At 63.4% G+C, this 20979-nt stretch carries 18 protein-coding genes; 13 read left to right on the top strand and 5 right to left on the bottom strand.

Going from position 1 to position 20979, the window contains the following annotated elements:
• Positions 1–9 precede the first annotated feature (9 nt).
• From FHU12_RS23350 to FHU12_RS23335, 4 genes are all read left to right on the top strand, one after another.
• Positions 10–621, top strand: a complete 612-nt coding sequence (locus FHU12_RS23350; protein WP_141972056.1) for a fimbrial protein — start codon at positions 10–12, stop codon at positions 619–621.
• Positions 622–635: 14 nt separating this feature from the next.
• Complete coding sequence (locus FHU12_RS23345) at positions 636–1640, top strand: fimbrial protein (RefSeq protein ID WP_033651772.1); 1005 nt, start codon at positions 636–638, stop codon at positions 1638–1640.
• An 18-nt stretch (positions 1641–1658) separates the two neighbouring features.
• A complete protein-coding gene (locus FHU12_RS23340) occupies positions 1659–2198 on the top strand; it encodes a fimbrial protein (protein ID WP_141972054.1) in 540 nt (179 codons plus the stop codon).
• Between the two features lie 108 nt (positions 2199–2306).
• Entirely contained in the window at positions 2307–2930 is a 624-nt protein-coding gene (locus FHU12_RS23335; protein ID WP_060441415.1) for a LuxR C-terminal-related transcriptional regulator, read from the top strand.
• 16 nt (positions 2931–2946) lie between these two features.
• On the opposite strand, the gene FHU12_RS23330 is transcribed toward FHU12_RS23335, so the two are convergent.
• Positions 2947–3858, bottom strand: a complete 912-nt coding sequence (locus FHU12_RS23330; protein WP_141972052.1) for an arginase family protein — start codon at positions 3856–3858, stop codon at positions 2947–2949.
• A 161-nt stretch (positions 3859–4019) separates the two neighbouring features.
• Between FHU12_RS23330 and pdxR the strand changes: the two genes are divergently transcribed.
• Entirely contained in the window at positions 4020–5513 is a 1494-nt protein-coding gene (pdxR, locus tag FHU12_RS23325) for a MocR-like pyridoxine biosynthesis transcription factor PdxR (RefSeq protein ID WP_141972050.1), read from the top strand.
• Here the strand turns inward: pdxR and FHU12_RS23320 are convergent.
• Positions 5510–6424 (bottom strand): DMT family transporter, encoded by a 915-nt coding sequence (locus tag FHU12_RS23320; protein ID WP_141972048.1) that lies wholly within the window; start codon positions 6422–6424, stop codon positions 5510–5512. The two genes, pdxR and FHU12_RS23320, sit on opposite strands and share 4 nt — an antisense overlap.
• A 297-nt stretch (positions 6425–6721) precedes the next feature.
• Here FHU12_RS23320 and FHU12_RS23315 point away from each other — a divergent pair, with 297 nt between their 5' ends.
• The 3 genes from FHU12_RS23315 to FHU12_RS23305 are packed head-to-tail and all read left to right on the top strand — an operon-like array spanning position 6722 to position 13094.
• On the top strand, positions 6722–7960 hold the full coding sequence (locus FHU12_RS23315) for an SrfA family protein (protein WP_141972046.1): 1239 nt from the start codon (positions 6722–6724) through the stop codon (positions 7958–7960).
• Positions 7960–10905, top strand: coding sequence for a virulence factor SrfB (locus FHU12_RS23310; RefSeq protein ID WP_185742373.1), 2946 nt, complete (start codon positions 7960–7962; stop codon positions 10903–10905). Before FHU12_RS23315 ends, FHU12_RS23310 begins: the two co-directional genes overlap by 1 nt.
• The gene (locus tag FHU12_RS23305) at positions 10902–13094 is read left to right on the top strand and encodes a virulence factor SrfC family protein (RefSeq protein WP_141972042.1); all 2193 of its coding nucleotides are present in this window, start codon (positions 10902–10904) and stop codon (positions 13092–13094) included. The genes FHU12_RS23310 and FHU12_RS23305 overlap by 4 nt, the downstream gene beginning before the upstream one ends.
• A gap of 16 nt (positions 13095–13110) precedes the next feature.
• Here FHU12_RS23305 and FHU12_RS23300 read toward each other — a convergent pair whose 3' ends face one another.
• Positions 13111–14010, bottom strand: coding sequence for a LysR substrate-binding domain-containing protein (locus FHU12_RS23300; protein ID WP_141972040.1), 900 nt, complete (start codon positions 14008–14010; stop codon positions 13111–13113).
• A 141-nt stretch (positions 14011–14151) separates the two neighbouring features.
• Between FHU12_RS23300 and FHU12_RS23295 the strand changes: the two genes are divergently transcribed.
• The 4 genes from FHU12_RS23295 (at position 14152) to FHU12_RS23280 (ending at position 17034) form a co-directional block, all read left to right on the top strand.
• A complete protein-coding gene (locus FHU12_RS23295) occupies positions 14152–15162 on the top strand; it encodes an aldo/keto reductase (RefSeq protein WP_141972037.1) in 1011 nt (336 codons plus the stop codon).
• Between the two features lie 53 nt (positions 15163–15215).
• On the top strand, positions 15216–16013 hold the full coding sequence (locus FHU12_RS23290) for an SDR family NAD(P)-dependent oxidoreductase (protein ID WP_141973073.1): 798 nt from the start codon (positions 15216–15218) through the stop codon (positions 16011–16013).
• Between the two features lie 36 nt (positions 16014–16049).
• The gene (locus tag FHU12_RS23285) at positions 16050–16466 is read left to right on the top strand and encodes an SRPBCC family protein (RefSeq protein ID WP_141972034.1); all 417 of its coding nucleotides are present in this window, start codon (positions 16050–16052) and stop codon (positions 16464–16466) included.
• A 145-nt stretch (positions 16467–16611) separates the two neighbouring features.
• Positions 16612–17034 carry a VOC family protein gene (locus tag FHU12_RS23280; protein ID WP_141972032.1) on the top strand — a complete coding sequence of 141 codons (423 nt, stop codon included), beginning with the start codon at positions 16612–16614 and terminating at the stop codon, positions 17032–17034.
• A 274-nt stretch (positions 17035–17308) separates the two neighbouring features.
• Here the strand turns inward: FHU12_RS23280 and FHU12_RS23275 are convergent, their stop codons facing one another.
• Positions 17309–18508: a BaiN/RdsA family NAD(P)/FAD-dependent oxidoreductase gene (locus tag FHU12_RS23275; RefSeq protein ID WP_141972030.1), complete on the bottom strand. Its 1200-nt coding sequence runs from the start codon at positions 18506–18508 to the stop codon at positions 17309–17311.
• Positions 18509–18808: 300 nt separating this feature from the next.
• Here FHU12_RS23275 and pitA point away from each other — a divergent pair, with 300 nt between their 5' ends.
• Positions 18809–20311 (top strand): inorganic phosphate transporter PitA, encoded by a 1503-nt coding sequence (gene pitA, locus FHU12_RS23270; RefSeq protein WP_141972028.1) that lies wholly within the window; start codon positions 18809–18811, stop codon positions 20309–20311.
• Between the two features lie 73 nt (positions 20312–20384).
• On the opposite strand, the gene uspB is transcribed toward pitA, so the two are convergent.
• On the bottom strand, positions 20385–20720 hold the full coding sequence (uspB, locus tag FHU12_RS23265) for a universal stress protein UspB (protein ID WP_016930435.1): 336 nt from the start codon (positions 20718–20720) through the stop codon (positions 20385–20387).
• Positions 20721–20979: the final 259 nt, after the last annotated feature.

The raw sequence follows: 20979 nt of genomic DNA, 5'->3' as shown, positions 1-20979 counted from the left end.
AGGTCCAGCATGGCTGAATTCACCGATCGACTGCGCCCGCTGCTGCTCGGCGCACTGCTGTGCGGCGGCGGCGCAATGGCGGCAACGCCGCTGGGCGTGATCGAAGGCACCACCGGCACCGTCAGCTTTCACGGCGGCCTGCTCAGCTCCCCCTGCAGCCTGACGCCGGACAGCCGAGATCAGGCTGTCGATCTGGGCGACGTCAGCGCACGCGACTTCCGCAACGCCGGCGATCGCAGCACGCCGGTGCGTTTTCGCCTCTCGTTCCGCAACTGCCTGCTGGGCGCGCGCGCGCTGGCGGATAACCCGGCCGGCCCGCGCAACGGCGACGCCGGCCGCCTCTATCTGCAAGGTGAGCAGGCTGCCACGCTGGTGTTTCTCGGCGAAAGCGACGTCGACAACCCGTCGTTGCTGAAGCTGAACGGCGGCGTACAGGGCATCGGCCTGCGGCTGCAAGACCAGCAGGGCCAGGTGCTGGAGCTGAACCAGCGCAGCCGCCCCTACATTCTGCAACCCGGCAGCAACACCCTGTGGTTTAGCGCCAGCGTGGAATCCACCCAGCGGGCGGTGATGGCCGCCGGGTTCGCCGCCGTGGCGCACATTCAGGTGATTTACCTGTGAGGCTCGAGAACGCGATGAAAACTCAACTGACCAAACTCTGCCTGCCGCTGGCGATTGCACTGGCGGCCCCCGCCGCCTGGGCCAACGGCTACGTCACGCCGGACGGCGGGCCGAAACAGTTCTATATCGACCTCAATCAAAGCAACATCACCAACCAGGTGGGGTTCACCAAACAGTTTCCCTATTCCTTAGGCGGTACCTATACCGGTAAGGCCTACTGCGATACGCCGATCCCCCGAAGCCCGCACTTTTACAAGTCGGATTCGGCGCTGCCCCCCTCTGACTACGGCAACGGCTTCTTGCAGTTGAACGACTTCCTGGATTTAAAAGCCGAAGTGTGGATTGCAGGTAATAAGAAGGCCTATGTCACGGTGCCTTTTTACAACGAATCCAACGAGTATCCCAACCACAGCTGCTCACCGCCCTATGTGCAGGTCAACAACTATGAAAGCGGTTCAAAAGGCCGCATCACCTTCCGGGTGCGCAAAAAGATCATCAACGGCGTCGAGATTAACGATCGGCAGATCATCGAGATGTTCGGCCGCCTCGGCTCAACCGACGGCGGTTTCGGCCCCAATCCGATGGCGCAGGTGTTTATCCAGTCCGCGATCCTCTACGTGCCGGATAAATGCGTGGTGAACGAAGGCCAGCTGATCAACGTGGAGTTCGGCGAGATCGGCGGCAGCGATCTCAACGGCTCGAACTATCCGCAAAGCATTCCGGTGCGCTTCCAGTGCGAGGGCGGCAGCTTCGAGGACGGCACGCTGAACATCAAGCTGGCGGTGTCGGGCACGGCGGCCGCCTTCAGCAACGAGGTGTTCAAAACCGACAAGAACGATCTCGGCATCCGGCTGACGCACAACGGCCAGCTGGTTATCCCGAATGAGTTTTACCCGGTGCCGAACATCGGCAACGGCGGCTCCTGGAACCTGGTGGCGGCGCCGTTCGCCAACGGCGGCGCAGAGATCGGCGAAGGGGAATTCAACGCATCGGCCACCATCGTGGCGGCATTCCAGTAACCGAGGGAGGAACGGAAAATGCGTCTACGCGCTTTAGCGCTGCTGAGCTGCGCGCCCTGGTGGTTTGCCGCCGTGCCGGCGGCGGCGAACACCGAGCTTATCGGCGCGCCGGTGCAGTTCCACGGCACCGTGGTGAGCCGCCCGTGCAATATCGAACCGCAGTCCGCCGATCAGTTGGTGGAGATGGGCACGGTGATCGTCAAAACCCTGTACCGCTACGGCCATACCACGCCGGTACCGTTCAGCATCAAGCTGACCGACTGCAAGACCACGGTGTTCAAATCCGTCAGCGTGACCTTCAGCGGCACCGAAGACGGAGAGCTGCCGGGCAAGCTGGCGATCAACAACGGCGCGAACGGCGCCGCCATCGCCCTGTTCGATCATCAGGGTGCAGATATCGATCTGAATAAGGCCACCAGCGCCGTCGCGCTGCAAAACGGCCCCAACAGCCTGAACTTCACCGCCTATGTGCAGGGGCGGCCAAGTGCAATTCAGAACCAAAGCATTACCGAAGGCGAATTCACGTCCGTCGCCAATTTTGTGCTGGCGTACCAATAAGCCCGCACCGCCCCAGGGAAATCAGGAAAACGACCGGCGCGCGAACGCCGGCGATTGGCCGTCACCGTTCGCTCCGGCGCGGTGCCGCGGCCTTTTAAGGAGCCACCCATGCCAGATATTCGCTTCACGCTGTTCGACAGCGATAACTTCTACCAGCAGGGGCTGCGTCTGCTGCTGCAGGACTATCTGCACTCCCTGAACGAATGCCAGCGCCGGTATCCGCAGTTCTCACCGCTGGCGCTGCAGGCGTTGGATAACATCGAAATCGTGTTCCGCACGCCGGAAGAGCGCTGGGGCTGCGCCTGCTGTTATCAGAGCCCCTACGGCATCCCGCGCCAGCGGCAGCTGACCCTGCTGATCCTCGACGACACGACCCAGCAACAGGTGAAAAACCTGCCGCCGCTGTTCAGCATCCATCGGCGCGATTCGGCCTACGCCATCCGCCTCAAGCTGCAAATGGCGTTGGAAAAATTCATCCAGCATCCGTGGATGGCGCTGCATGCCGCCGGCATGTGGAAATGCCAGGCCTGCCGCATCGCCGCGCTCAGCCACTGCGAGAAAAAGGTGCTGGGGTTGATGAGCAGCGGCATGTCCGCCTGCAGCATCGCCGGCCTGCTGCAGCGCAGCCAGAAAACCATCAGCGCCCACAAGCGTTCGGCGATGCGCAAGCTGAACGTGCGTAAAAACAGCGAGTTGAATAAGGTGCTGCTGAACCAGCGGGGTTTGGGGTAAAGGCGATAACAGGCCATTATGCGCCAGGTTGCTGGAACATCGCCGCCAACATATCGACAAGCAGCGCCGCATAATGGCCGGTGGGGTCGAGATCGGGATCGAATACCGTCACCGTCATGCCGCAGCACAGCGGATTTTGCAGCAGGCGCGCGCCGATATCCTCCAGCCATTGCCGATCGATGCCGGGCGACCCCGGCGAATCGACCGCCGGCATCACTGTTTGATCGAGTACGTCCACGTCGAGATGCAGCCAGAAGCGCCACTGCGGCTGCGCGGCCAAGACGCGTTCGATCCGCCGGACGATTTCCGCCTCGCCGATGCGGTGGGCGGTAAAAACATCAATGCGCTCAATCGCCGTCTGCGCGATATCCGGCCAGGCGAAGTCCACATCCCGGCTCTCGCGTTCCCCCAGCTGTACGATTTGCCGTTCCGGCACCAGCGGCGGCGTGACGCCGGGCCAGGTCGTCAGCAGGGGTTCGCCACGGCCGCTCGCCAACGCCAAATCCATCCCCGCCACCGCCCCCAACGTCTGTTCGGCATCGTAATTGCCAGGGTGGCGGAAGTCGCTGTGCCCATCGATATGCACCAGGGACAGCGGCCCCGCCCGGCGCGCCCCGGCTAACGCGCCCAATAAAACCGAACAATCGCCACCGATGACCAACGGAAAATCTCCCCCCTCCTGTACTGCGGCCACCGCCTCCGCCAGCTGTAAATTGAAGGTGCGAATAGCATGCCCATTGCGAATGCGGGTGCCCGGCTGCGCCAGCGGGGAATACGACGGCTTCGGCAGGGTGCTGACCGCGCCCGCCGCCAACCTTTCCACCAGCCGCTGCGCCATCAGCGCCTGCGGCGCCCGCCAGGCGCCGGGCACATGGCCGGGCCGCAACGGCCGCAGGCCTAGATTGCTCGGTGCAAGAATGAGGTGCATACGTGCGATCTCCGTGCAAAAAACGTCGTCGTAGCCACAAGCATAAGCGCCGTAGCACCGGGCACGCGCTCTTTTTTCAATCTTGCGCGGCGCATAGCGAACAGAGCAAAAGCGGTTTACTCTGAATGCTTATTTTTGACCTATTAAGTGAGCCGGAATGCATGCCCAGAACAGCCAAAGTCGTTGACGTCCCCGCCCTCGGCGAGCTCGATCGCCAGGCGGGCCAGCTTAGCCACCAGCTGGCGCAGGCCCTGCGCCAGGCCATCCATCGGGGCGATCTGAAAGCGGGCGATCTGCTGCCCTCGACGCGTCGGCTGTCGGCGGCGCTGAATCTGGCGCGCGGCACGGTATTGGAGGCCTTTGCTCAGCTAACGGCGGAAGGTTTTCTCGAACCGCAGCCCGGCTCCGGTACCCGGGTCGCTCACTATCAGGCGCCGCGCCGCACGCCGCACGCCAACGCGCAGGCGAGTTCGGCGGTCGCGGTCCCGCTTTCTTCACAGGCGCAGCATCTGGCGCGCTTCGCCGCCCAGGCGCGGGCGCTGCCGCCGGTGCCGTTCACCGTCTCGGTGCCGATCGGCGATACCGCGCCCGACGATGTCTGGCGGCGGCTCGGCAACCGCATCCGGGCGCGCGGCCCCGGCGCCCCGTCAGGCTACGGCGATCCGCTGGGCGCGTTGCCGCTGCGCGAAGCCATCTGCGACTATGTGCGCCGTTCCCGCTCGGTCAACTGCACGCCGCAACAAATCCTCATCACCGCCGGCACGCAACAAGGGCTCTATTTGGCCGCGCAGATCCTGTTGGACGCCGGCGACAGCGCCTGGGTGGAAGATCCCGCCTACGCCGGCATTACCGCCATTTTCGACAGCCTGTTTCGCGATCGGCACATGATCAGGGTGCCCGTCGCCGACGACGGCATCGATGTTGCCGCCGGCGTGCGTCTGGCCGCCGATGCCCGCGCCGCCTTTGTCACGCCGTCGCATCAATATCCGCTGGGCATGCCGATGAGCATGGCGAAAAGAAGCGCCCTGCTGGCCTGGGCCAAAGAGCGGCAGGCCTGGATCGTGGAAGACGATTACGACAGCGAGATGCGCTACGCCGGTCACCCGTTCCCTTCGCTGCAGGGGCTGGCGCCCGAGCGGACGCTCTATCTCGGCACCTTCAGCAAGGTGCTGTTCCCTTCCCTGCGGCTGGGTTACGCCATCGTGCCACCGCCGCTGGTCGACGCCTTTTGCGGCGCCAGGATCCTGATGGATCGCCATCCGCCCAGCGCGGATCAACACGTGCTGGCCGCCTTTATCGCCGAAGGGTATCTCGACCGGCATATCCGCAAAATGCGTAGCGTCTACGCCGAGAAACGCCGGGTGCTGATCGAGGCGATCAACACGCATATCCCCGCCGATTTGGCGGTAGTGCAGCCCTGCGATCAGGGCATGCACATGGTGCTGTGGCTGAGGAAAGATCTCGATGACGTGCGAGTCGCCCAATGCGCCAGCGAAGCCGGATTGGCGCTGCGGGCGGTGTCGCCGATGTATGCACCCGGCCACGGTGAACCGGGCCTGGTGCTGGGGTTGGGCGGTTATGCCGACCGCCAGGTGCAACAGGCGGTGGAACGGCTCGGACAGGTGATCCTGGCCTGCGCCGGCAGCGGCGCCTAGCGGGAAAAGCGCTTGGCGCCGAACACGCAAACCACCACGCCGGCCATCACGGCGATCATCATCGGCTGGACGGTTTCCTGCAGCAGCCAGGCCGCCAGCGCCAGGCCGAAGAACGGCTGCAGCAGCTGCAGCTGCCCGACGGCGGCGATGCCGCCCTGCGCCAGGCCGCGATACCAGAAAATAAACCCAATCCACATGCTGAACACCGAGACGTACACCAGCGACAGCCAGGCAGCGCCGCTGACGGCAGGCCAAGCGGCCGGCGCCGCCCACCACGCGGCCGCCAGCGTCAACGGCAACGCCACCACCAGCGCCCAGGAGATGATCTGCCAGCCGCCGATCCGACGCGACAGCACCGCCCCTTCGGCATAGCCCAGACCGCACAGCAGCACCGCACCGATCATCAGCGCATCCCCTTGCCAGGTACCGCCGTTTCCCTGGCTCAGCGCGAACGCCCCCACCAGCGCGGCCCCGATCCCGGAAAAGGCCCAAAAAGCGGGCTTGGGCCGCTCTCCGCCGCGCAAGACGCCAAAACCGGCGGTCGCCAGCGGCAGCAGGCCGATATACACCAGTGAATGCGCCGAGGTGGTGTGCTGCAGCGCCAGCGCCGTCAGCAGCGGGAAACCGATGACCACGCCGAGCGCCACAAACAGCAACGGCGGCAAATCGGCCCGCATCGGCCGCGCCTGGCGGGTGATCAGCAACGCACACAGGGCCAGCAAGGCGGCAATCGCCGCCCTGACCGCCGTCAGAAACAGCGGATCGAGCTCCAGCACCGCCACCCGCGTGGCGGGCAGCGAGCCGCTGAAGATAATCATGCCGAGGAAGCCGTTCATCCAGCCCTGAGCCGAATGCCCGACCTCGGGATGAGCGGGGGTAACAACGAGAGTTTTTTCAGACTGACTGTCCATGATGCGAACGCTCCGCACGCCTGAGGCATACCGAAATCGGCAACCCGCGAGGCGAGGTCATAGTGAAAGAGAACAGCATTCCCCGGCGTCGCTTGCCGGGGCTGCGTTCTATTTTTCAGATAAAGCGGTTCACGGACAGGTCCAGATAGCGAGATTTTCACTGTACCAGTTGCCAAAGTGCGCCGCTAACGCCAGAGAAGGGCGTTTTTCGGGCTGTCCTTGGCCGTTTGACGGCACTGCCTGCGGGGTATCATGGACTTTTATGCGTTTTTGCAGAACAGGACAAGGTGCGGTGCCGTGGTGAAACCCTTCTTACGCAGTGGCAGTTTGGATGATGTGCTGGCTTTAGGCGAGAACGGGCAACCGATCTACGCCTGCGCGCAGCAGCTGCGGGAAACCCTGCGTCTTCGCCGGCAGCCACAGGCCGCCGACTGTCTGGCGATCCCCCAGCCGAACGAAAGCGGCACCCGCATCGACTGGTATGCGCCCTTCCCGGGAAAGGTCACCTCCTGGCTGGCGGCCAGCGACGCCCAGCGCGCGCAGGCGGTGCGCCACCTGGAACACTGCCTGGCGACCTTCCGCAGCCTGACGGAGCAGACCCAGGCGACCGCTCATCCCAGCCACCGCCTGTTCGGCGCGCTGCTGGCCAAAGCGATGCATATTCCCGATCCCAACCACGTCTACCTGGTAGACGACCGGCCGGTGCTGACCTTTTGGGGGTTTATCAAACCGCAGGCGCAGAGCCCGGACGATCCGTTAGCCTGCCTGCGCCCGCTCGAATCGGAAGTGGAAAAACCGGTGCCGATCGCCGCCGCCCCACGCAAACCGGCCGTTGTCGAACCGGTAAAACCGGCCCCGGCCGCCGAGCCTGAACCGGTGCCCGCTCCGGCGGCACCCGTCGAATCCCCTGCCGTCGTTCGCCCACGTCGGCGCCACGCGCTGTGGCTGTTGCCCGTGCTGCTGTTAGGCAGTGCGGCGCTGGCCGCCTGGCTGCACCGCTCACCGCCGCCGCAACCGGCGATACCGACTGAGGTGCACCCTCCTGCAGCGCCGGAAAAAACCGCCGCGCCGTTGCCTAAGCTGCGTTTGCCGCTGGCGCACGCGACGCTGATGCCGCCGCCACCGGCGCCGGTCATCCCGCAGCCGGCGGACAAAAATGCGCTGGTGCTACCGCCCGAGGCGGTGAAGGCCGGCTCCACCCGTTTCCTTAACGGCAAATGGCGCGCCACGGTGGCGCTGAAAGATCCGATCACCGGCAAACGCCCCAGCCTGCAATACCGCCTGAACGCGGGCAAAGGCAACGCCATCATCGCCTACGGCGACGGCGTCACCTGTCGAGTCGCGGTCGAAGCCGGCCTGATGCAGTCCGGCAATCTGGTGATCAACAGCCGCACCAAGGCACGCTGCAGCGACGGCAGCCGCTATCAGATCCCGGAAATCGTCTGCCGCCAGGGCGAGACCGGCGCGGCGGAGTGCACCGGCCGCTACGATGCGGACACCACCTATCCCATGACGTTCAAGCGCGAGAGTAAATGATGCTGGCCCCCCTTACTGACTACAAACACGGCGTTACGCTGATTCAGGACAGCGGCATTCAGTTTCTGGACTTTGCCCTGACGCCGCGGCTGGACGCCGAGTTTCCCGGCAAATTCGTGCGCAAGACCGCCAGTGGCCCGCTGCTGCGCCTGCAATGGGAGGCCGAGAGCGGCAAATACCAACTGCCGGCCGAGGGCGGACAAGCCGCCGAAGTGGTGCGGCCTGAGTTCAGCTACCCGCTGCAGCAGTCGCTGCGCCTGCTGGATAAGCTCTGGCTGCCGTTGCCGTTCCTGCGCTACACCGCCTCGGGAATGTTTTTATCGGGCCCGGATAACTGGGCACGTCTGCAGGTGGTGCAGTTGGATGAGCCGGATCAGGACGGCAATCTGCTGCGCGTGGTGCTGGCCTTCGACACCCGTGCCGCCGCGCCCGGCCAGGAAGCGTTGGCGCCGGGCGAAAGCGATCTCGGCACCGGGCTGAACTTCACGCTGGCGCACCGCAACCACGAGCTGGGCGAGTTCCTCGATCTGACCTGGGTGGACGGCTGGCTGCGCGAGGCGTTCAGCCAGCGTGCCACCGAGCGGGAACAGCGCGCCGAGGCGGAGATCAACGCCGGGCTGAAAACCTTCGAGTATCAGGCGCACTACCTCAATCTGTTGCACATGCTCGGCCATCAGCTGACGGTGCCGCAGATAAAAATGGTGGCGGCGACGCTGCAACAACCGGCGATCGACGTCGATCTGGTGCTGGACGTCGGCAATTCTCACACCTGCGGCGTGCTGGTCGAGGACCATCCGGAAGAGAGCAACGGCCTGAAGCAAACCTATGAGCTGCAGCTGCGCTCGCTGTCCGAACCGCATCAGGTCTACAACGAACTGTTCGAGAGCCGGGTGGAGTTTTCTCAGGCCGTCTTCGGCAAACCGCATCTGTCGTTCCAGAGCGGGCGCGACGATGCCTTCCAATGGCCGTCCATCACCCGCGTCGGCCGTGAGGCCGCGCAATTGGCGCAGCGACGCGAAGGGCATGAAGGCACCACCGGCATCTCCAGCCCACGGCGTTATCTGTGGGACGAGGAGCGCTATGCGCCCGGCTGGCGCTTCAACGAGCGGCACGAGCCGATGGCCGCCGCCGCGCCGTTAACCACCCTGATCAACGATGAGGGCGTGCCGCTGTCCGCCCTGCCGACGGCCGAACGGCTGCCGGTGTTCGCCGCCCATTACAGCCGCAGCGCGGTGATGAGCCTGATGTTGAGCGAGCTGTTGGCGCAGGCGCTGATGCAGATCAACAGCATCGCCCAACGCAGCCGCATGCCGAACGCCGCCGCGCCGCGCCGTTTACGCGCCATCATCCTGACGCTGCCTTCGGCGATGCCGAAGCCGGAGCGCGAGATCTTCCGTCGCCGCATGCAGGAAGCGATTGGGCTGGTATGGAAAGCCCTCGGTTGGCACCCGCAGGATGTGCCATTTGACGGCACGCACACCCGCTTCCCGGCACCGCAGGTGCAGATCGAGTGGGATGAAGCGACCTGCGGCCAAATGGTCTATCTGTACAACGAAACCCAGGTGAACTTCGCCGGCCGCACCGACGCCTTCTTCGCCGCCATGGCGCGGCCCGATCGGCCGCTGGCGCCGGGTGAACAGGCCGGGAAAACGCTGCGCATCGCCTCCATCGACATCGGCGGCGGCACCACCGATCTGGCGATCACGCACTACTCGCTCGACGACGGCGTGGGCAACAACATCAAAATCAACCCGCGCCTGCTGTTCCGCGAGGGCTTTAAGGTCGCCGGCGACGACATCCTGCTGGACATTATCCAGCAATTTGTTCTGCCCGCCGTGCAACAGGCGTTCGAAGCCGCCGGCGTGAACGCCGCCGCGGCGCTGATGGACAAACTGTTCGGCAACGAAGGGCGCATGGACGGGCTTTCCACCCTGCGTCAGCAGGCCGCGCTGCAGATCTTCATGCCCGCCGGGCGCGTGCTGCTCGGTGCCTATGAAGAATACGATCCGCTGGACAGCCGGGCGGAAATCGCCGCCAACCTCGGCGATCTGCTGCCGCAGCCGCCGACGCCGCAGGTGCTGGCGTTTATCAACGGCGAAGTGCAGCGCGAAGCCGACAGCGACGCCTTCGATATTCTGCGCACCCCGCTGGTGATCCGCCTGGCCGATCTGCACGCCGCCTTCTTGTCCGATCGCATCGGCATCGGCCGCTGCCTGCGCCTGCTGGCCGAGGTGGTGGCGCTGTATACCTGCGACGTGCTGCTGCTGACCGGTCGCCCGGCGCGTTTCCCCGGCGTGCAGGCGCTGCTGCGCCACCTGCAGCCGCTGCCCGCCAGCCGCATTCTGCCGCTTGAGGGCTACCACACCCGCAGCTGGTACCCGTTCAACAAACGCGGCCGCATCGACAACCCGAAATCCACCGCCGCGGTGGGCGCCATGCTGTGCCTGCTGGCGATCGATCTGCGGCTGGAGAGCTTTTACTTCAACGTCGGCGATTTCCAGCCCTACTCCACCATTCGCTATCTGGGCATGCTGGACGGCAACAACATGCTGGCGGACGATAACGTCTATTACCGCGACATCGATCTGGATCGCGCCGATTTCGCGCTCGATCCCGCCGGCAGCTTCCAGCTGCGCGGCCCGCTGCGTCTGGGCTTCCGACAGTTGGACAACGAACGCTGGCCGGCCTCCCCGCTCTATACGCTGACCATCAATGACGCCCAGCTGGCGCGCAAGCTGGCCGGCGACGCGGTGATCGGCCTGCGTCTGGCCATCACCGCCAGCGCCGAGCAGGGCGCCGAAAGCGTCAAGATCGCGCAGGCGGTGCTGGCCGACGGCAGCCCCGTCCCGGCTCACCACCTGCAACTTAAACTCAATACCCTGGCTGCCAGCGCCTCCGGTGCGACCCACTACTGGATAGACAGCGGGAGCATTTACCCACGATGAAAACGCACACCTTTGCCCCAGCGGCCCCGAATAACGCGCTCAGCGCCGGCATTGTGCAGGCGATCGACTGGGTGGACGCCACACGCCGACAATCCGCCCGCCTAGAGCGGGAAGCCGATCGCCTGACGCTGCGTCTGCGCGGTTGCCATAACCGCGCCGTCCAGTTGGAAAACACCCGGCCTGCGCAGGTCGCCATCGGTTTGTATGGCCACAACGCCGCCGCCAAGGCCCATCTGCTGGCGGCGCTGGCGCCTGGCGCCAAACGCTTCAACGCGGACCTGTCGCTCGCGGTGCGCTACTGCACGGCGGCCGAAACGGGGCCCGCCGATTATCCGATCGCCCTCGCGCTGCTCAACGAAGCGCAGTGGTTGGCCATCACGATCGACGCCGCCGCGATGCGCGGCTTTCGCCCGGACTGGGACGCCCGCGCCATCGCCGGCCATTTGCAAGCGTTGGCGCGCCACCGCCAAGCCGTCGCCCTCGATGGCCTCGACGGCAACGCCGTGCTGGCGCTGTGGGACAATCAACGCCGCCACGGCGGCAAAGAGCAACCCACGCTCGACAGGCACTTCTGGCCGCAGGCAGTGACGCTGGCGCCGCAGCTGAGCATCGACGATCGAGCGCGCCTGTTTGCACCGCTGTGGGGAGAGGAGACGACGTTGACGGCGCGTTATCGCCAGCTGGCGCACGCGCTGCATACCCTCGGCGGCAACCGACAGGTTCATGCACCGCGCCGCGCGTTGGCGCAGCTGACCGCAAACGCCGTACCGGAAAACGCCACGATCGCCGTCATGACCGAACAAGGCGATGAACGGGAGATCGCACTGAGCGATCTGGCCTGGCTGACCGCCGAAGTGACCACCGTTCTGCCGCAGACGGCGCAGGCGGGCCTGCCCGCCGATGTGGCGCTGATCGACCTGCCCGGCAGCCGCAGCTGTCCGCAGGCGGAGCCGGCGCAGCGTCTGCAACAGGCAAAGCGCGCCCATTTATTGACCCGCTGTGCGGACGGCCTGCACGCCAATCTGTTGCTGGTAACCGATGCCGCCGCCACGCCGCAGGACGCCGCGCGCGTCGGCCAGGCGCTCGGCGATTGGGTCAACCACACCCAGGGGGAAACCCCGGCGCTGCGCCAACGCCGCAAGCCCGGTTTAATCTGGGCAATCACGCCGTTCGACTCGCGTCAGGAAGGCAAAGCGCGGCCCGACGACGCCGTCCAGCGTCAGGTCGGCGAGCCCGGCGACAGCTGGGCCACGCTGCTGGCGCTGGATGAACAGGACTGCCGCCGCATGGTGAACTATCTGGCCGCTCAGGCGCGTCCGGCCCACAAGCAAGCGCGCCTGCTCGAACAGCGTGAGGAATTGCAGCGCGAGCTGACGGAAAGCCTGCTCGGCAACTGGCTCACCGCCGCCGATCCGCACGCGACACAGCAACGCGCGCAACAGCTGCTGCGCGCACTGCAGGCGCAGGCCGGCCGCCACGGCGAACTGCTGGAGCGGTTGCTGCCCCAGCGCGATACGCTGCGCCAGCTTTATCAGCAACAGCAGCACAGCGCACCACCCCCGACGATGGCGCCTTCACCGTTCGGGCTGGATATCGATCTGTTCGGCGAGCAAGAATCCACTGCGCCGGGCGGTCAGCCCGCATCGCCTTTTGCCGCGCGGATCTTCGCGGATTGGATCAACCATCTGCGTGCGCTGCCGGACAGCCGCCGGTTGTTGGATCTGCTTGGCGTCGAGAAACCGCACCTGGAATTGCTGGTCGATGCGCTGATCGGCGCCGCCTGCCGTCTGCAGCTCGACGACGAACTGGAGCGTGCGCTGTACGCCGGGGGCCTGCCGGAACAGGGTGAAGATCGGCAGATCAGCCAGGCGCTGGCGCTACTGGGCGACTTCGTCGCCTGGCTCGGCTTCCCGCGGCGCGATACGGCAACGCGCCCCGAGAGCCGCGTCAACCCCGGCCAGCCGATCTTTACCCCGCCGCCGCAGCCGGCGGTGGACTGGAGCGGCCAGCAGCGGCTAACCCGGCTGGCGCCAACGCCGACCAAAAATACCGCGTTTTATATCTATGACTGGCTGATCGGCCTGCAAACCCTGCTGGCGGAGAATGCGGCACAGGCGCAGCCCGCGCTGGCAGACGAGCAGCGCGCCGACCTGGCGGCGATCGTGGCCGCTTTACGCGCGGTGCCGTAGTAGACGCCGCCGGCGATCAGTGGCAGGCCGGCCCGGCCGACATCACTTCGCGAAAATGGGTGACCAGCGGGCGCAGGTTGGCCTTGTGCCACACTGCCCACAGCTGCGTGGTGTATTGCATCCAGGGCAGTTCGCGCAGCACCACGCCCTGCGGCGCGTTATGCCGCAGGCTGTGCTGGATCAGCGTCATCCCCAACCCGGCGGCGACCAACCCCAGTGCGGTCAGCGGCTCGCCCGCTTCCAGCCGAATATCCGGATCGAACCCGGCCTTCACGCAGGCCGCCACGAAGTCGTCGCGCGAATGAGCATCCTCTTTGTGGATCACCGAGATCCAGGCCTGATCGGTGAGATCCGCCGGCTGCAGCGTCTCCCTTTCAGCCAGCGGATGCGTCTGCGGCAGGGCCAGCAGCATGCGATCGTCCAACACCTGCGTATAGTCCAAATCCTGATCGTCGCGATCCGGCGCCGTATTGACCAACGCCACGTCCAGGCTACGCTGCCGCAGCCCTTCCAGCTGCATGGAAGAAGGTTGGCTGTAAAGCACGATGTGCACATCCGGCCGGGACACCCGCAGCGATCGCAATGCGTTCGACAAAACGCCGGAGTGCATCGCATTTTCGATATAGCCGATGCACAGCCCGCCGTCTTCCCCCCGCCCCAGGCGGCGCCCGAGCGACTCAAGCCGGTTGGCGTGCGTCAACAGCGCGCGGGTTTCGGCCAGAAACGTCTGGCCGTCGGCGGTCAGGCGGATGCGCTGCTGATTGCGCTCAAACAGCATCAACCCGAGGCGCTCCTCAAGCTGGGAAATCTGCCGGCTCAGCGGGGACTGGGAAATGTGCAGCCGTTCGGCGGCGCGGCCGACGTGCTCCTCTTCCGCCACCGCGACAAAGTATTTCAACTGACGTAAATCGATCATGTGAGACCTCAAAGGACTTAACTTAGACAAATTATGTCCTATCAAGTCACAACTTGCCACGTTATCTTTAGCCTCGTGACGGGGCAGACAGGTATGAGCCCCATAAGTTTCCCTGAAAAGATAACGTATTGAGGATCGACTATGAGCATCAAAACTATTTTACCCGGCAAGATCGGTTTGGGCGGCGCGCCGCTCGGCAATATGTTCCGCAACATCCCGCAAGAGGACGTGCAAGCCACCGTCAGCGGCGCCTGGGATCTGGGCATTCGCTACTTCGACACCGCACCGCTCTACGGTTCCGGCCTGTCGGAAATCCGCATGGGTGAAGTGCTGTCGCAATACCCGCGCGACGAGTATGTGCTGAGCACCAAAGTGGGCCGCATCATGCTGGACGAAGAAGAAGACACCTCCGCCCGCGATCTGGGCGAGAAAGGCGGTCTGTTCGAACACGGTCTGAAGAACAAGATCGTCAACGACTACTCCGCCGATGCCACGCTGCGTTCCATTGAAGACAGCCTGAAGCGCCTCAAAACCGACCGCCTGGATATCGTCTGGATCCACGATCCGGCCCAGGATTTTTACGGCGACAACTGGATTGAGCAGTTCAACATCGCCCGCACCGGCGCTTTCCGCGCGCTGACCCGTCTGCGTGAAGAAGGGGTGATCAAGGCCTGGGGCCTCGGCGTCAACCGCGTCGAGCCTTGTGAACTGGCGCTGGGCCTGAGCGAAACGCAGCCGGATGCCTTCCTGTTGGCCGGCCGTTACAGCCTGCTGGATCATGAACGCGCCCTGCAGCGTTTGATGCCGGAAGCCCTGGCGAGCAACGTCGACATCGTCGTCGGCGGCCCTTACAACTCCGGCGTGCTGGCCGGCGGCGAGCACTACGAATACCAGAAAGCGTCCCCGGCGGTGCTGGCAAAGGTAGCGCAAATCAAAGCGATCGCCGCTCGCTTCCAGGTCGACGTCAAAGCCGCCGCGCTGCAGTTCGCGCTGGCTAACCCGGCGGTGGCCGCCGTGATCCCCGGTTCGAGCCACCCTGGCCGCATGGCCGAAGATCTGGCTGCGCTGGACGCCGTTATCCCGGCTGAGTTCTGGGCCGAAATGCGCCGTCAGAAACTGGTGGCCGACAACGCGCCGTTGCCGACTCGTTAAGTTTTATGGGGCCACATGGCCCCATTACCCCCATTAACTCGATGAGATACATGATGAAACTGGATCTTTCAGGCAAAGTCGCCGTCGTCAGCGGCTCCACCTCCGGCATCGGCCTCGGCATCGCGCGCGGGCTCGCCAAAACGGGCGCCACCGTCGTGATCGTCGGCCGTCAGAAAAGCGGGGTCGATCACGCCATCACCGACATCAGCGCCAACGTGCCCGGCGCGCAGGTACGCGGCGTGGTCGCGGATCTCGGGACGGAACAAGGGGCTGCTACCCTGTTCGCCGCGGAACCGAAAGCCGACGTGCTGATCAACAACCTGGGCATTTTCAACGATAAAGACTTCTTTACCGTGCCCGACAGCGAGTGGATGCACTTCTATAACGTCAACGTCCTCTCGGGCGTGCGTCTGGCGCGCCACTACGCGCAGAGCATGACCGAGCAGGGTTGGGGACGCATTATTTTCGTGTCGTCCGAATCCGGCGTCGCCATCCCGGCGGACATGATCAACTACGGCGTCACCAAAAGCGCCAACCTGGCGGTGTCTCACGGCCTGGCGAAACGCCTCGCCGGCACCGGTGTGACGGTCAACGCCATTCTGCCGGGGCCAACCTTTACCGAAGGCCTGCAAGAAATGCTGGCGGATGCGGCGGCCAAATCCGGGCGCAGCGCACGCGATCAGGCCGACGAGTTCGTTAAAACCGAACGCCCAAGCTCCATTATTCAGCGCGCGGCGGACGTCGATGAAGTGGCCAACCTGGCCGTTTACCTCGCCTCTCCGCTGTCTTCGGCCACCACCGGCGCGGCGCTACGCGTTGACGGTGGCGTCGTAGATACGCTGGCAATGTAACCCTGTACCCGAACCCGATATTAAGAGAGAAAGAAAATGGCTACTACATCCGTCTCTATGGACATCCCGGCATCTGCCGACACCGTATGGCAACTGATCGGCGGCTTCGACGCCCTGCCTGACTGGCTGCCGTTCATCCCGAAAAGCGTCGTTTCACAAGGCGGCCGCGTGCGTACCTTAACCACCGCCGACGGCGGCACCGTCATCGAGCGGCTGGAAGCGTTCGACAACCGTCAACGCAGCTACAGCTACTCCATCATGCAGGCGCCGTTCCCGGTGGTGAATTACCTGTCCACCCTGTCAGTGCACGCCACCGACGACGCCAACGTGGCGCGCGTGGAGTGGTCGGGCAGCTTCACGCCGGTCAACATCAGCGACGACGAGGCCGTCGCCCTGTTCAGCGGCATCTACCAAGGCGGCCTGGATGCGCTGAGCGACAACTTCCCTCGTTAACGCTTGAACGCTTAAGCCCCACGGTCGATGGCTGCACCCATCGGCCGTTTTTTTTGGGGGTTTGGGCGCACGAACGGGAATGCCGCGAAGCAGGATAAATCCGTCATCGCCGCTTATGCTGTAAAGGAGATGTTCATTTGAGGAGATGACCGTGCGCCCCTTCAACTTGCAACGGCTGGATCATGTGGTGCTGCGCGTGCGCGATATGCAGAACAGCCTGCGTTTTTATACCCAGATCGTCGGCTGTGATATCGCCAAACAGCGACCGGATTTGGGGCTGGTGCACCTGCGCGCCGGTGCCTCCATGATTGACCTGGTGGACGTCAACGGCGTACTGGGGAAAAAAGGTGGCGAAACGCCCGATCCTCATCGGCAAAATGTCGATCACGTCTGCCTGCGCATCGATCCATTCAACGAAGACGCGTTGTTGACCTATCTGCGATCGCAGGGCATCGACGTTGACCCCGCCGAATCGCGCTACGGCGCGGAAGGCGACGGGCCATCGATTTATTTCAGCGATCCGGACGGCAATCGCGTGGAATTGAAAGGGCCGGCAGGGTGCAATTAACAGACAAGAGAAAATGAAACCTCGTCGGCTGAGAAAACCGATCGCCTCGGTGATTTTTGCTCTGGTATTCGCTGTCTTGCCGAACATCATTCCCTCTCGGCTGCTGCCGACACCGGACATGGCGTGGGAAATGGTTCACAAGTCTAATGAATAGGGTCTCGGCGATCCGCAAGCGCTTTCGACAACCGACCAGCTACTAATGCTTTATGACGCTCGCTGGGTTGTATCTGCGTTTTATGCCAACAACATCGGCCTGATCCGTCACTGCTGAACGTTAACGCCCCTGCGCCGCCAGCGCCTGGGCGCAGGCCCAGGCCGAGCTCCAGGCCCACTGGAAGTTGTAGCCGCCCAACCACCCGGTCACGTCCACCACTTCGCCGATAAAGTAGAGCCCCGACGCCTTGTGGGCCTCCATCGTCTTGGAGGAAAGTTCATTGGTGTCGACGCCGCCAAGCGTCACTTCCGCCGTGCGGTAGCCTTCGGTACCGTTCGGCTGCACGCGCCAGTTCTGCAACAGATCCACCAGCGCCGCCTGCTGCGGCGCATTCAGCTGCTTCAGCGTCGCCTCCGGCAACTGTCCCAGGGTCTGCAAGCACTCCACCAGCCGCTTCGGCAATTGCAGCGCCAGGGTGTTTTTCAGGCTTTGGTTCGGGTGCTCCCGGCGTTGATCATCCAGGAAGGCCGCCAAATCCAGCTCAGGAAGTAAGTTAACGCTCACATACTCACCCGGTTGCCAGTAGCTGGACAGCTGCAGCACCGCCGGGCCGGACAGGCCGCGATGGGTAAATAGAATGCTTTCACGGAAGCTGACGCCGTTCTCGGCGGTGAGCACCGCCGGCACCGAGACGCCAGACAGCGTCTGCACATGCTCCAGCAGCGGCTTATGCAGGGTAAACGGCACCAGTCCGGCGCGCGTCGGCAGCACCTTGAGGCCGAACTGCTCCGCCAGCTTGTAACCGAACGGCGAAGCGCCCAGCCCCGGCATGGACAATCCGCCGCTGGCCACCACAAGTGAGCGAGCACTTACTTTTTCGCCATTGAGCGCCAGCGCGTAACCGTTCTCGGTTTTCTCCACACCCAGCACTTCGCTGCGCAGGCGCATCGTCACCTGGCCCAGCTCGCACTCTTTGACCAGCAGATCCACCACCTGCTGCGCCGAATCGTCGCAGAACAGCTGCCCCAGCGTTTTTTCATGGTAGGCGATGCCGTAGCGGTTGATCAGATCGATGAAGTCCCACTGGGTGTAGCGCGCCAGCGCCGACTTGCAAAAGTGCGGGTTGTTCGACAGATAGGCCGCCGGTTCGGCGTACATATTGGTAAAGTTACAGCGCCCGCCGCCGGACATCAGGATCTTGCGGCCCGGTTTTTTGCCGTTGTCGAGCAGCAACACGCGGCAACCGAGTTGCCCCGCCTGCGCGGCGCAAAACATGCCGGCGGCGCCCGCCCCAATCACTACGACATCAAACTGTTCCACCTGAGCCTCACTTATCAAAACCACAATCGCGACAAAAGAGCGCCATATTACGCCGTTTCGCCGCCGGTCACCGCCAAATTCACGGCGGCAGATTGTAAAGCCCCGGCGCCGCCAACGCCATAGTAAGAAAATATTACAGAGGTCAGAGGAGATTAACGCGTTGATATTCCATATTTTTGTTATAGGCGCGTCATCGTTTCGTCATGTCCAAATCAAAAAAACGTCATATTTTCCTTTTCCCCGGCACCGGTTGTCACTGATAATGCGCGGCGTTCATGTCCACAAACTGGCGTAACGCTTATGCTGCATTTGTTCGCTGGCCTGGATTTCCATACCGGCCTGATGTTAATTCTCGCATTGTTGTTCGTGTTGTTTTATGAAGCCATCAACGGTTTTCATGATACGGCCAATGCGGTCGCTACAGTTATTTATACCCGCGCCATGCGCTCGCAACTTGCGGTCGTGATGGCAGGTTTGTTCAACTTTCTTGGCGTAATGCTCGGCGGTTTGAGTGTTGCTTACGCCATCGTCCATTTGCTGCCTACCGATCTGTTGTTGAACGTCAGTTCAGCGCACGGATTAGCCATGGTCTTCTCCATGCTGTTGGCGGCAATCATCTGGAACCTCGGCACCTGGTATTTCGGTCTGCCGGCCTCCAGTTCCCATACGCTGATAGGCGCAATCATCGGTGTCGGTTTAACCAACGCCCTGATGACCCACACTTCGGTGGTGGATGCGCTTAACGTCCCGAAAATGATTGGCATTTTCCTTTCTCTGCTGTTCTCGCCGCTGGTCGGCATGATGGTAGCGGGAGTGATGGTGTTCGCCTTGCGCCGCTATTGGAGTGGCACCAAGAAACGCCAGCGTATCCACATGACCCCTGCGGAACGTGAAAAGGTCGACGGCAAACGCAAGCCGCCGTTCTGGACCCGTATCGCACTGATCCTGTCGGCGATTGGCGTCAGCTTCTCGCACGGCGCCAACGACGGCCAGAAAGGCATCGGCCTTATCATGCTGGTGCTGATCGGCGTTGCGCCGGCCGGCTTCGTGGTCAATATGAATGCAACCGGTTATGACATCACCCGTACGCGTGATGCCGTGACCCACCTGCAGCAATATTACCAGCAGCACGGTGACGCACTGTCGCATGCGGTGTCGTTGACGCCGCTGGTGCCAAGCCCGGATGACGAAGCTACGCCTAACAAGCCGGCCGAGTTCCACTGCGACAGTTCGCGCGCCATGCCGGCGATCGAGCTGGCTCAGGGCATGCTGGCCAACCTGCAAAGCTACGATCAGCTGACGGTTGACCAGCGCAGCCACCTGCGCCGCCTGCTGATGTGCGTGACCGACACGGCGGATAAAGTCGCCAAGCTGCCGGAAACCTCATCCGCCGACCAGCGTTTCCTGAAGAACCTGCGTCAGGATCTGCTGCAGACCGTCGAGTACGCGCCGATGTGGATCATCGTCGCCGTCGCGCTGGCACTGTCGCTCGGCACCATGGTGGGCTGGAAACGCGTGGCCACCACCATCGGCGAGAAGATCGGCAAGAAAGGCATGACCTACGCCCAGGGCGTATCGGCCCAGATGACCGCGGCGCTGTCGATCGGCGTGGCGAGTTATACCGGCATGCCGGTCTCCACCACCCACGTCCTCTCTTCGGCGGTTGCCGGGACGATGATCGTGGACGGCGGCGGCGTGCAGAGCAAAACCGTGAAGAACATCCTGTTGGCCTGGGTACTGACCCTGCCAATCTCGATTCTGCTTTCCGGTGCGCTGTATTGGGTTGCGTTAAAGCTGATCTAAGCGATAAGCATCATGAGAAAGGCGGCCGCAGGGCCGCCTTTTTTTTGCCTGCATCAAGGGAAACAGGAAGGCATTAATACCAAATCATCAGCGCTATCAGGCTGATGACCACCAGGCCGCACAGGGCCGAGGTCAGCATAAACTGCCCGCGCACCCGCTCGCAGCGGCGAATAAACTCCGGATCGTGGTGCTCGACATAGCGTTGCGCAAAGATATAGCGCACCAGCCTCAGCTGCTTGCTGGGTTGCCCGTGGGCGGTGAAGAAACCGCCGCCGTCGACGTATTGGTACAGCAGCGGGTCACAGCCGCGCAATACCACCAGCAGCGCGCGCAGAGAAGAGTAATACCGCACCATGTTTACCACACACACCACACATAAGGCCCAAAACAGCGCGACGGTACTGATCATGATTGCCCCCTCAAGGCGTTGTTATCCGCGGCCATCCGCCGGGTCCAACCGCCCTACCTCATTACCCGATACTCTGCTGGAGCTTACCGCTCTCATCCCCTTTTTTGCCTGCACGGACCACGCCCATAACCCACCGCCTCCGGAGACGTTGCCGCACCGCACAGAGAGATTTGCACAGCGTGGTTCCACTCAGAGGGGAAATGATGAGGCCCATATCCATCATTGTAGGTTAATGAAACGCAAACTGGCCTGATCAGTG

This window comes from Serratia marcescens (genome assembly GCF_006715005.1).
In the GTDB taxonomy this organism is placed as follows: Bacteria; Pseudomonadota; Gammaproteobacteria; order Enterobacterales; family Enterobacteriaceae; genus Serratia; species Serratia montpellierensis.
The sequence above is the reverse complement of the archived record's forward strand: the minus strand, read 5'-3'. Positions and strand labels throughout refer to the sequence as shown.

Excerpts from the sequence above, each read along its gene's own strand:
- FHU12_RS23350 (WP_141972056.1), top strand. The coding sequence starts at position 10 with ATGGCTGAATTCACCGATCGACTGCGCCCGCTGCTGCTCGGCGCACTG.
- FHU12_RS23345 (WP_033651772.1), top strand. The coding sequence starts at position 636 with ATGAAAACTCAACTGACCAAACTCTGCCTGCCGCTGGCGATTGCACTG.
- FHU12_RS23340 (WP_141972054.1), top strand. The coding sequence starts at position 1,659 with ATGCGTCTACGCGCTTTAGCGCTGCTGAGCTGCGCGCCCTGGTGGTTT.
- FHU12_RS23335 (WP_060441415.1), top strand. The coding sequence starts at position 2,307 with ATGCCAGATATTCGCTTCACGCTGTTCGACAGCGATAACTTCTACCAG.
- FHU12_RS23330 (WP_141972052.1), bottom strand. The coding sequence starts at position 3,858 with ATGCACCTCATTCTTGCACCGAGCAATCTAGGCCTGCGGCCGTTGCGG.
- pdxR (WP_141972050.1), top strand. The coding sequence starts at position 4,020 with ATGCCCAGAACAGCCAAAGTCGTTGACGTCCCCGCCCTCGGCGAGCTC.
- FHU12_RS23320 (WP_141972048.1), bottom strand. The coding sequence starts at position 6,424 with ATGGACAGTCAGTCTGAAAAAACTCTCGTTGTTACCCCCGCTCATCCC.
- FHU12_RS23310 (WP_185742373.1), top strand. The coding sequence starts at position 7,960 with ATGCTGGCCCCCCTTACTGACTACAAACACGGCGTTACGCTGATTCAG.
- FHU12_RS23305 (WP_141972042.1), top strand. The coding sequence starts at position 10,902 with ATGAAAACGCACACCTTTGCCCCAGCGGCCCCGAATAACGCGCTCAGC.
- FHU12_RS23300 (WP_141972040.1), bottom strand. The coding sequence starts at position 14,010 with ATGATCGATTTACGTCAGTTGAAATACTTTGTCGCGGTGGCGGAAGAG.
- FHU12_RS23295 (WP_141972037.1), top strand. The coding sequence starts at position 14,152 with ATGAGCATCAAAACTATTTTACCCGGCAAGATCGGTTTGGGCGGCGCG.
- FHU12_RS23290 (WP_141973073.1), top strand. The coding sequence starts at position 15,216 with ATGAAACTGGATCTTTCAGGCAAAGTCGCCGTCGTCAGCGGCTCCACC.
- FHU12_RS23285 (WP_141972034.1), top strand. The coding sequence starts at position 16,050 with ATGGCTACTACATCCGTCTCTATGGACATCCCGGCATCTGCCGACACC.
- FHU12_RS23280 (WP_141972032.1), top strand. The coding sequence starts at position 16,612 with ATGACCGTGCGCCCCTTCAACTTGCAACGGCTGGATCATGTGGTGCTG.
- pitA (WP_141972028.1), top strand. The coding sequence starts at position 18,809 with ATGCTGCATTTGTTCGCTGGCCTGGATTTCCATACCGGCCTGATGTTA.
- uspB (WP_016930435.1), bottom strand. The coding sequence starts at position 20,720 with ATGATCAGTACCGTCGCGCTGTTTTGGGCCTTATGTGTGGTGTGTGTG.